Genomic DNA, 11,668 nt, shown 5'->3' with positions numbered 1-11,668 from the left:
CGCCAGCAGTTTGCAGTTCGGCGCTACGGCTGCTGTGATGCGCCGCCGAGTGTGCGAGGGCGTCACTCCCCTTGGTGAGCATCCCCCCAAGTCAGGGCAAGGCCTTGAGCAGGTTGGATGGCGCGGCGGGAGCGGCCGCAGCCGTCGCCGGGCTTGCAGCGCTGGAGACGGCTGGGGCTACCGGCGCTGCAGTCGCGGCGGACAGCACGGAACGCGCTTGCCCGAACTCGCCGCCGAACCGCTGATAGCTGGAGGCAAAGCCGCGCACCGACGGCAGCGGGCTGGGCGGCACCCCCGGCTCCGGCAGGCGCCCCATCAGGTAGGTGGCGCCCATCGCGAACTCCGGCGCGCTCGGAAACACCAGGACCTCCGAGGGTCCGCCCACGCGGGCGAACAGTTCGCCCCTGTTGACGAAGCCCTGGATGCGACGGAACTCGCCGTCCACCCGGTCGGACACACGCGTGGACGATGTGCCAATCCGGTCCTGCAGCTCCTGCGCGTCGGCCTTGCTCTTGGCCAGCAGGCGTTGCCAGCTTTCCATCTCGCGCCGGGCGTTCTCGCGCTCGGGCTCGGTGCGGGCTGTCCGCAGCAGCTGGCGCGAGGCAGCAAGATGGTCCTCCATGTCCTTGGCTTGCATCTCCAGCTGCTTGAGCGAGAGCTCGGCGCCGGCGGCCTGCGACAGCCGCGCGTAGCTCGAAGCGGTTCGCCAGAACAGGACGCCCAGTCGCACCTGCTCGAGGCCGACCACCGACTGGTCCTGGTTCTTCTTCAAGTCTTTCTCGACCTGGCCGAGCCGCCGCACGGCGTCGTCGATCGGTGATTGCAGCTCGCGGTCCTTCGCCTTGATCTGCTCGGGCGTCGGCTGGATGATCTTCTGGCCGGGATGCGGAAATGTCTCGCCCTTGGCCAGGATCTGCGATTTCGTCTGGCTGCAGCCGCTGCAGAACAGGCCGTTGCGATACTCCTCCAGCAGCGATTGCCTGCGCTCCTTGAGTTTGGAAATCTCACCGGACAGCGAACTCGCCTTGCGCTGCAGCTGCCCGATCGAGTCGAGGATGCGCGCCACCTCCCGCGTCAGCGAGTCAAGCGACGCGGTCACCGAGGAAGACATGCTGATGGCGCGCTCGATGTGGGCTCCAGCCCCGCGCCAGGTCTCCGCCGGCGATCTTGCGAGCGAAGCGGTGGGCAACACCTGCGCGAACAGCTGCCCGCTGCCGGTCGCCAGGGTACATGCGCAAAGCGCGCGCAGGGTTGCACGCCGGGTCTGAGGCTGCATCGGGGCTCTCCATGAGTTCAAGTTCGCAAGTGCAAGTTACCATTTCCAATTGTGCGGAAGTTCGCTGGATGGTCCCATGCATACCTTGTTGTTATCGCTGCTCCTCGTCGTCGTCGCGCTGCCCGCCGGTGCGCAGAATGCGACCCGCAAGCCTGCCGCGAGTCCCGCTGCATCGCCTGCCCGGGAGCAGCCCGCCAGCGCGGCCAAGCTCGTGGAGCGCGCCCGTGCCGCCCTGGAGGCGGGCGATGCCACCAAGGCGCTGTCGATCGCACAGGCCGCGCGCCGGGCCGATGCCGAGAGCTACAAGCCGCTTTATTACATTGGCGTGGCCTTGATGGCCCTGGGCGATCTCGCGGGCGCCACTGATGCGCAGGAGCAGAGCCTTGCCCTGGCTGGGTCCGAGGAGCAGAAGAAGGCCGTGGCGGACCTCGGCGCCGCGATCAAGGCGCAGCAGGGTGTCGTCGAAGCCGACAAGGCATTGGAAGAAGGGCTCCACGCGAAGGCGGCGCGCCTGTACGAGGCCGCGTTCGACGCCGGCGGCCGACCCGAGATCGGGTTGCGAGCTGCGAGCCTGCTGGAAGAGAAGATGTCCGACGTGACCGGGGCGTGGCGGATCCTGCGGCAGGTGCAGGCGCGCTTTCCCGGCTCCGCAGCGGCGGCAACGGCCACAGCGGAGTTGACGCGCATGCGTCCAGCCGTGAACAAGGCGGCGGTCCTGTGGTCCCGCGTAGCCGTCCGGTCTGGCAACGCGAGCGACCGGGGTTTCCTGATCGACCGGGCCATTGCAATGAATCCTGACGATCCGGACATCCAGATTGCATTGGCGCATCACCTCGCCACTTCGGGGACCTGGCCGCAGTTCGAGTCGCAACTGAAGGCGCTGCAGCGCAAAGGCCTGCTCGAAGACGCGATGCGCACTCGAAGGATAGAAGGAGGCCAGTGGGCATCCCATCCGGGCCTGCGCGAGTTGCTCACCGACGCGTGGGGGGCTGCCAAGGCGGGTTCCGTGCTGGCAGCCGCCGACAGCGACAGGCGCAGGTTCCAGCAGCCCAGCTGGACCCAGACTGCCAAGGGCGCGACAGTCACTGTCTTTTTCGATCGCCGGAGCCACTCCCGCTCGGGGGACATCGCGCGCGCCATCGTGAAGTGGGAAAGCAGCGATTCGAAGCCCATGTACGGGGAAAAGCTCGCGGTGAGAGACTCCTCCTTCGACTGCAAGGTACGGAAGATGATGGACGGCTTGCAGAGGTACTACGCCAACCTGGACGGCACGGATCTGATCCTTTCCGATTCAAGAACCGAGTGGAAGAGCGTCACGGAAGGCAGCGTTGCTGCGGCGCTGCTCGACGCCGTCTGCGAGTACAAGTCGTAGGGCTGCCGCCATCTCCCCGGGTCGCGACTTGAGCCGGTTTTCTGACCGGCAGCCCCCTGGCCGGCATGGGCCCGGTCCAGGTTCGGTCCGCAGCCTTGGAAGAGCCCTGCAAGCCGCAACATCCGGGCGGCCCGATGCCTGTAGTACACCGCACCGTCTTTTTGTAGGCGCGCGCCTACAAACCGCGCCGGCATTGGCTTTGCAGGCCATCCGTGCATGGACGAGGTTGCCTCATCCGTCGCCAGTCACTACGCTGCGCCTCTCCCCGCCACCCGGCGGGCATTTCATGTATGGGGACTGGAATGGACGTAGTGGCCAAACTCCCGAAGACGGGGCCGCGCGACGACGAGCTGGCCTTGCTGCTCAAGGCCCTGGGCGCATTCCGTCGCGGCGAGGGCGGCGTCACGCTCCCGACTGGGTGGGATGGCGTCTGGGGCCGCGTTGCCGCCGAGTTCAACGAGCTGTCGGCGCAGACCGCCCGCACCAGCCAGCGGCTGCGGTCAATCGAGACGATTTCGCGCGTGGGCGGCAAGGGCAGCCGCCGCATCGAGGACCCGGAACTCAGCGGCTTCTGGCAGGACCAGGCCGGCACCGTCAACCTGCTGGTGGACGAACTCGCTGCCAGCGGCGAGCACACGCGGGCCCTTCTCAAGGCCCTGACCGACCTGAAGAAGGGCAACGCGCGCGCGCAGCTGCCGCCCGACTGGCCGGGCGCGTTCGGCAAGGTCGCGGACGCCTTCAATGACGTGGTCGGCGAGAACGTGCGGATGGCGCAGGAGCTGGCGCGCCTGTCGCGCGTGGTGGGCAAGCAGGGCAAGCTCAAGGAGCGCGCCCAGCTGCCCAACGCCATGGGCTTCTGGCGCGACTCGGCCGAATCGATCAACTCGCTGATCGGCGACCTGGTGCATCCGACCTCGGAAGTGGCGCGCGTGATCGGGGCCGTCGCGCAGGGCGACCTGTCCAAGTCGATGGCCCTGGAGCCGGACGGACGCCGGCTGGAGGGCGAGTTCCTGCGCACCGCCATGACCATCAACAAGATGGTCGAGCAGCTCGGCACCTTCGCGGCCGAGGTGACGCGGGTCGCGCGCGAGGTCGGCACCGAAGGCAAGCTCGGTGGCCAGGCCGACGTGCAGGGCGTGGCCGGCACCTGGAAGGACCTGACCGAATCGGTGAACTTCATGGGCTCCAACCTGACGGCCCAGGTGCGCAACATCGCGGAAGTGACCAAGGCGGTGGCGGCCGGTGACCTGTCCAAGAAGATCACCGTGGACGTCAAGGGCGAGATCCTGGAGCTGAAGAACACCATCAACACCATGGTGGACCAGCTCTCCTCGTTCGCCTCCGAAGTGACGCGGGTGGCGCGCGAGGTGGGCTCGGAAGGCAAGCTGGGCGGCCAGGCCGACGTGCAGGGCGTGGCCGGGACCTGGAAGGACCTGACCGAGTCGGTGAACTCGATGGGCTCCAACCTCACGGCCCAGGTGCGCAACATCGCGGAAGTGACCACGGCCGTGGCGGCCGGCGATCTGTCCAAGAAGATCACGGTGGACGTCAAGGGCGAGATCCTGGAGCTGAAGAACACCGTCAACACCATGGTGGACCAGCTGCGATCCTTCGCCGCCGAAGTGACGCGGGTGGCGCGCGAAGTCGGTTCGGAAGGCAAGCTGGGCGGCCAGGCCGAGGTGCAGGGCGTGGCCGGCACCTGGAAGGACCTGACCGACTCGGTGAACTCGATGGCCGGCAACCTGACGGCCCAGGTGCGCAACATCGCCGACGTGACCACCGCGGTGGCCGCCGGTGACCTGTCCAAGAAGATCACGGTGGACGTCAAGGGCGAGATCCTGGAGCTGAAGAACACCATCAACACCATGGTGGACCAGCTGCGCTCCTTCGCCTCCGAGGTGACGCGGGTGGCGCGCGAGGTGGGCACCGAGGGCAAGCTGGGCGGCCAGGCCGACGTGCAGGGCGTGGCCGGCACCTGGAAGGACCTGACCGACAACGTCAACTTCATGGCCGGCAACCTGACGGCCCAGGTGCGCAACATCGCCGACGTGACCAAGGCGGTGGCGGCGGGCGACCTGTCCAAGAAGATCACGGTGGACGTCAAGGGCGAAATCCTGGAGCTGAAGAACACCGTCAACACCATGGTGGACCAGCTCTCCTCGTTCGCCTCCGAGGTGACGCGGGTGGCGCGCGAGGTCGGCACCGAAGGCAAGCTGGGCGGCCAGGCCGACGTGCAAGGCGTGGCCGGCACCTGGAAGGACCTGACCGATTCGGTGAACTTCATGGCCGGCAACCTGACGGCCCAGGTGCGCAACATCGCCGACGTGACCACCGCGGTGGCGGCCGGCGACTTGTCCAAGAAGATCACGGTGGACGTCAAGGGCGAGATCCTGGAGCTGAAGAACACCGTCAACACCATGGTGGACCAGCTGCGCTCGTTCGCCGCCGAAGTGACGCGGGTGGCGCGCGAGGTGGGCACCGAGGGCAAGCTCGGCGGCCAAGCCGACGTGCAGGGCGTGGCCGGCACCTGGAAGGACCTGACCGATTCGGTGAACTCCATGGCCGGCAACCTGACGGCCCAGGTGCGCAACATCGCCGACGTGACCAAGGCGGTGGCGGCCGGCGACCTGTCCAAGAAGATCACGGTGGACGTCAAGGGCGAGATCCTGGAGCTGAAGAACACCATCAACACCATGGTGGACCAGCTCTCCTCGTTCGCCTCCGAAGTGACGCGGGTGGCGCGCGAGGTGGGCACCGAGGGCAAGCTGGGTGGCCAGGCCGACGTGAAGGGCGTGGCCGGCACCTGGAAGGACCTGACCGACAACGTGAACTTCATGGCCGGCAACCTGACGGCCCAGGTGCGCAACATCGCCGATGTGACCAAGGCGGTGGCCGCCGGCGACCTGTCCAAGAAGATCACGGTGGATGTGAAGGGCGAAATCCTGGAGCTGAAGAACACCGTCAACACCATGGTGGACCAGCTGCGCTCGTTCGCCGCGGAAGTGACGCGGGTGGCGCGCGAGGTGGGCACCGAGGGCAAGTTGGGCGGCCAGGCCGACGTGCAGGGCGTGGCCGGCACCTGGAAGGACCTGACCGAGTCGGTGAACTCGATGGCCTCCAACCTGACGGTGCAGCTGCGCGACGTGTCCAAGGTGGCCACCGCCATCGCCACCGGCGACCTGACCCAGAAGATCACGGTCGATGCGCGCGGCGAGATCCTGCAGATCAAGGACGTGATCAACACCATGGTGGACCAGCTGTCCTCCTTCGCCGCCGAGGTGACGCGGGTGGCACGCGAGGTGGGCACCGAGGGCCGGCTGGGCGGCCAGGCCGACGTGCAGGGCGTGGCCGGCACCTGGAAGGACCTGACCGAGTCGGTGAACTCGATGGCCTCCAACCTGACGGTGCAGCTGCGCGACGTGTCCAAGGTGGCCACCGCCATCGCCATGGGCGACCTGACGCAGAAGATCACGGTGGACGTGCGCGGCGAGATCCTGCAGATCAAGGACGTGATCAACACCATGGTGGACCAGCTGTCGTCATTCGCCTCCGAGGTGACGCGGGTGGCGCGCGAGGTCGGCACCGAAGGCCGGCTGGGCGGGCAGGCCCAGGTGAAGGGCGTCTCCGGCACCTGGAAGGACCTGACCGACAACGTGAACTTCATGGCCGGCAACCTGACCGGCCAGGTGCGCGGCATCGCCAAGGTGGTGACCGCGGTCGCCAACGGCGACCTGCAGCAGAAGCTGACGGTGGAGGCCAAGGGCGAGATCGCCGCGCTGGCCGAGACCATCAACTCCATGATCGAGACGCTCGACACCTTCGCCGACCAGGTGACCACGGTGGCGCGCGAGGTCGGCGTGGAAGGCAAGCTGGGCGGCCAGGCCAAGGTGCCGGGCGCCTCGGGCACCTGGAAGGGCCTGACCGAGAACGTCAACCAGCTCGCCGCCAACCTCACCACCCAGGTGCGCGCCATCGCCGAGGTGGCCACCGCCGTGACCCAGGGCGACCTGACGCGCTCGATCACGGTGGAGGCGCTGGGCGAGGTGGCCGCGCTGAAGGACACCATCAACGAGATGATCAGCAACCTGCGCGACACCACGCAGCTAAACACCGAGCAGGACTGGCTCAAGACCAACCTGGCCAAGTTCACCCGGATGCTGCAGGGCCAGAAGGACCTTGTTGCCGTCGGCCACCTGATCCTGTCGGAGCTGGCACCGGTGGTCGGCGCCCAGCAGGCCGAGTTCTACGTGCTCAACAATAGCTCGGAGCCGCAGCGCCTGCGCCTGACCGCCAGCTATGCCTCGGACGGCCACGGCGCCTACGGCAAGCAGGTCGACCTGGGGCAGGGGCTGGTCGGCCAGTGCGCCTTCGACAAGAAGAAGATCCTGCTGACCTCCAACCTGCCGGAGACGCTGCGCATCGCCTCCGGCCTGACCGAGACCGCGCCGCTGAACGTGCTGGTGCTGCCCATCATCTTCGAAGGGCAGGTGCGCGGCGTGCTGGAGCTGGCTTCGGTCGAGCGCTTCAACCCGACCCACGAGCAGTTCCTGGACCAGCTGGCCGAGTCGATCGGCATCGTGGTCAACACGATTGAGGCCAACATGCGCACCGAGGACCTGCTGACCCAGTCGCAGTCGCTGGCGCAGGAGCTGCAAAGCCGGCAGCAGGAACTGCAGCAGACCAACGAGGAGCTGCAGGAGAAGGCGCGGCTGCTGGTGCACCAGAACCACGAGGTCGAGCGCAAGAACCAGGAAGTGGAGCAGGCCCGCCAGGCGCTGGAGGAAAAGGCCAAGCAGCTGGCGCTGACGTCCAAGTACAAGTCCGAGTTCCTGGCCAACATGTCGCACGAGCTGCGCACGCCGCTGAACTCGCTGCTGATCCTGTCCGACCAGCTGTCCAAGAACCCCGAGGGCAACCTCAGCGGCAAGCAGGTCGAGTTCGCCCGCACCATCCATTCGTCGGGCAACGACCTGCTGATGCTGATCAACGACATCCTGGACCTGTCCAAGATCGAGTCGGGCACGGTGGCGGTCGACGTGAGCGAGCTGCCGCTGCAGGACCTGCAGCTGTACGTGGAGCGCACCTTCCGCCACGTGGCCGAGGCCAAGAACGTGGACTTCCTGATCCACCCCGGCCTGCAGTTGCCCGCGGCGGTGGTCACCGACGCCAAGCGCCTGCAGCAGATCCTGAAGAACCTGCTGTCCAACGCCTTCAAGTTCACCCACCAGGGCAACGTGACGCTGACCATCGAGGAGGTGGTCACCGGCTGGAGCACCGACCACGAGGAGCTGAACCGGGCCCAGCAGGTGATCGCCTTCGCCGTGTCCGACACCGGCATCGGCATCTCGGGCGACAAGCAGCAGATCATCTTCGAGGCCTTCCAGCAGGCCGACGGCTCCACCAGCCGCAAGTACGGCGGCACCGGGCTGGGGCTGGCGATCAGCCGCGAGCTGGCCAAGCTGCTGGGCGGCGAGATTCGGCTGGCGAGCGCGCCGGGGCAGGGCAGCACCTTCACCCTGTATCTGCCGGTGCACTACCCGGCCACCCGCAGCGCGCGCCGCACCAGCTCATTCGCCGATCCCCGCACCGGCGAGCTGCCGGCGCCGTTGCCCGTCCCGGCTCGCCGGCCGCCGGCGCCGGCGCGGCCTGCGGCGCCAGCGCCGGCCGACGACGCCGTGGTCCAGCCCGCCAACGACGCGGACGACGACCGCAACGCCATCCAGGACGGCGACCTGGTGCTGCTGATCGTCGAGAACGACCTGGCCTTTGCCCGCTTCCTGCTGGACGCCGCGCGTGCCAAGGGCTTCAAGGGCATCGTCACGGCGCAGGGCGCTTCGGCGCTCACCTTTGCGAGCCAGTACCCGCTGGCCGCGATCACCCTCGACATGTACCTGCCCGACATGGACGGCTGGCGCGTCCTGCATCGCCTGAAGCAGGACTTCGGCGCGCGCCACATCCCCGTGTGCGTGATCTCGACCGACGACTCGAAGGAGCGAGCCTTCAAGGGCGGCGCCCTGGCCTTCGTCGAGAAGCCGATCCCTTCGCGGGAAGTGCTGGATGCGATGCTGGAGCGGCTGCGCGCCTGGTGCACGCGCAAGGAGCGCAAGGTGCTGGTCGCCCTGAACGACGGCGCGGCGCGCAACGAGCTGCTGGCCTGCCTGGAAGGCACAGGCGTGACCCCGGTGCTGGCAGACGGCGCCGAACCCTTCATTGCGGCGCTCGACGAGTCGCCGTTCGACTGCGTGGTGCTGGAAGGCGCCTTCGCCCGGCTCGACAGCAGCCAGGTGCGCCAGGCGCTGGCCAACCAGGCCGGGGTCGGGCCTTTGCCGCTGCTGCTTTACCTCAACGCGACGGGCGGCGAAGGCGGCCGCTTCGCCTGGCACTCGGACGACCGGGTGACCGTCACCGAGCTGCACAGCCCCATCCGGCTGTGTGATGCCGCGTTGCTGGCCTTGCACCAGAACCTGCGCCGGCTGCCGGAGCGCCGGCGCGCACAGCTGGAGGAATGCGCCTCGCAGGCCCGGCCGCTGGCCGGCCACCGCGTGCTGATCGTTGACGACGACATGCGCAACATCTTCGCGCTGGCCACCGTGCTGGAAGAGCATGCGATGGACATCGTGTGGGCCGATAATGGCCGCGAAGCCATCAGCCGCATCGCCAACGATCCGCAGATCGAGGTCGTGCTGATGGACATCATGATGCCCGAGATGGACGGCATGGCCACCATGAAGGAAATCAGGAAACTTCCCCAGGGCCGGAACCTGCCGATGATCGCCGTCACCGCCAAGGCCATGAAGGGCGACCGGGAGAAGTGCATCGAGGCGGGCGCCTGGGACTACCTGTCCAAGCCGGTCAATACCCATGACCTGCTGGCCGTGCTGAGGGCCTGGCTCCACCAGTGACTGCGCGCATCAACCCCGAGGCCCAGGCCGCGCTGGATGCGCGCGACAAGGCCAACATCCTGGTGGTCGACGACCTCCAGGAAAAGCACGTCGTCTTCCGCTCCATCCTCGAAGAGCTGGGCGAGAACATCGTCAGCGCGCGCTCGGGCCAGGAGGCGCTGCGCTACGTGCTGGAGATGGAGTTCGCGGTCATCCTGCTGGACGTCAACATGCCCGACATCGACGGGCTGGAGACCGCCGGGCTGATCCGCCAGTACAAGAAGTCGGCGCAGACGCCGATCGTCTTCATCACGGCGTACGTCGATGAGGTCCAGGCCAAGCGCGGCTACCAGCTGGGCGCGGTGGACTACATCCCGTCGCCGGTGGTGCCCGAGGTGTTGCGCTCCAAGGTGCGGGTGTTCGTCGACCTGTGGCGCATGAACCGCCAGTTGCAGCTGCGCGCCGTCGAGCGCGAGGCGCTGGCCCGTTCCGAAGCCGCCCGCAGCGCGGCCGAGGAGGCCATCCACCGCGCCGACTTCCTGGCCGAGGCCAGCCAGGGCCTGTCGCGCTCGCTGGACCTGCAGGCCACGCTGGCGGCCCTGCTGGACCTGTGCGTGCCCATGCTCGGCGACCGGGCCATCGTCGCGCTGGCCGATGCCGAAGGCGCAGTGCGCCGCATCGAGATGCACCCGGCCAGCAGCGCCCACGACCACGAGGTCTTCACGCCCGCCCTGCGCGACTCGGCCCACCATGTGCTGCGCGAGCGGCAGTCCAGGCTCTGGCGCGAGGGCGACCGCGCGGCGATCCTGTGCCCGCTGGTGGCGGGCGACCGGGTGCTGGGCGTGCTGGCCACCCTGGGGCCGGCCGCGCAGATGGACTCCGCGCGGCTGGCGCTGGTGCGCGAGATGGCCGACCGCGCCTCCATCGCGATGGAGAACGCGCGCCTGTACAGCGCGGTGCAGGAAGCCGACCGCCGCAAGAACGAATTCCTGGCCATGCTGGCGCACGAGCTGCGCAACCCGCTCGCGCCCATCCGCAACGCCGTGCACATCATGCAGTCGCCCGACGTTCCGGCGACGACGCTGACCTGGGCGCGCGACGTCATCAGCCGCCAGGCCGACCACATGGCGCGCCTGATCGACGACCTGCTGGACGTCTCGCGCATCGTGCAGGGCAAGGTGGTGGTCAAGCCGGAGAAGCTCTCGCTCTCATCGCTGGTCGAGCGCTCGGCCGAGTCGAGCCTGCCCAAGCTGGAGGCGCGCAAGCAGCAGCTGGTGCTGGAGCTGCCGGCCGAGGCGGTGGAGATCGATGGCGACTCCGTGCGGCTGGCGCAGGTGCTCTCCAACCTGATCAACAACGCGTCCAAGTTCTCGGCCTCGGGTAGCCGCATCCAGTTGCGTGCCGCCTACGTCGACGGCAAGGTCGAGATCCTGGTCAAGGACGAGGGCGCCGGCATCGACCCGGCCTTCCTGCCGCGCATCTTCGACCTGTTCGCCCAGGGCGACCAGTCGCTCGACCGCGCCCAAGGCGGGCTGGGCATCGGCCTGACGCTGGTCAAGCACATGGTGCAGATGCACGGCGGCACGGTGGAGGCGCACAGCGAGGGCATCGGCCACGGCGCCGAGGTGCGGGTCGTGTTGCCGGCGCGCGTGGCCGCGCCGCTGCCCACGGCCGCGCCGGCCGAGCCGCGCAAGCCGGCGGCTGCGCCCGCCGCATCGCCGTCGCGCATCCTGGTGGTCGATGACCTGATGGCCTCGGCCGAGACGCTGATGACGCTGCTCGAGATGGAAGGCTTCGAAGTCAAGGTGGCCAACGAAGGCCACTCGGCGCTGCAGATCGCGCAGGACTTCCGGCCCCACGTGGTATTGCTCGACATCGGGCTGCCCGGCATGAACGGCTTCGAGGTCGCGCACCAGCTGCGCAAGCAGCCGGCCTCGCGCGACGCGCTGCTGATCGCGCTGACCGGTTACGGCGAAGCCGAGAGCCGCTCGCGCTCGGCCCAGGCCGGCTTTGACTTCCACATGGTCAAGCCCGCCGACGTGAACCTGCTGCTGACCATGATCGCCGACCCGCGCGAAGCGCGGCGGCGCAAAGTCGCCTGAGGTTTCGTCATTCCCGCGTACCCGTCACCCCCGCGTC

Annotated in this window: 4 protein-coding genes; 3 read left to right on the top strand and 1 reads right to left on the bottom strand. The window is 68.1% G+C overall.

Translation table 11 applies throughout. From position 1 onward, the window contains the following. Window positions 1-91: 91 nt before the first annotated feature. Window positions 92-1,276, bottom strand: coding sequence for a hypothetical protein (locus PE066_RS00740; RefSeq protein ID WP_271234663.1), 1,185 nt, complete (start codon window positions 1,274-1,276; stop codon window positions 92-94). 76 nt (window positions 1,277-1,352) lie between these two features. Here PE066_RS00740 and PE066_RS00735 point away from each other — a divergent pair, with 76 nt between their 5' ends. From PE066_RS00735 to PE066_RS00725, 3 genes are all read left to right on the top strand, one after another. After that, entirely contained in the window at window positions 1,353-2,648 is a 1,296-nt protein-coding gene (locus tag PE066_RS00735) for a tetratricopeptide repeat protein (RefSeq protein WP_271234662.1), read from the top strand. Window positions 2,649-3,415: 767 nt separating this feature from the next. Beyond that, complete coding sequence (locus PE066_RS00730) at window positions 3,416-9,550, top strand: HAMP domain-containing protein (RefSeq protein ID WP_440480614.1); 6,135 nt, start codon at window positions 3,416-3,418, stop codon at window positions 9,548-9,550. Then, window positions 9,547-11,631 (top strand): hybrid sensor histidine kinase/response regulator, encoded by a 2,085-nt coding sequence (locus tag PE066_RS00725; RefSeq protein ID WP_271234660.1) that lies wholly within the window; start codon window positions 9,547-9,549, stop codon window positions 11,629-11,631. The genes PE066_RS00730 and PE066_RS00725 overlap by 4 nt, the downstream gene beginning before the upstream one ends. The last annotated feature ends 37 nt before the right edge of the window (window positions 11,632-11,668 follow it).

The sequence above is a fragment of the Ramlibacter tataouinensis genome (assembly GCF_027941915.1).
Taxonomy (GTDB): domain Bacteria; phylum Pseudomonadota; class Gammaproteobacteria; order Burkholderiales; family Burkholderiaceae_C; genus Ramlibacter; species Ramlibacter tataouinensis_C.
The sequence above is the reverse complement of the archived record's forward strand: the minus strand, read 5'-3'. Positions and strand labels throughout refer to the sequence as shown.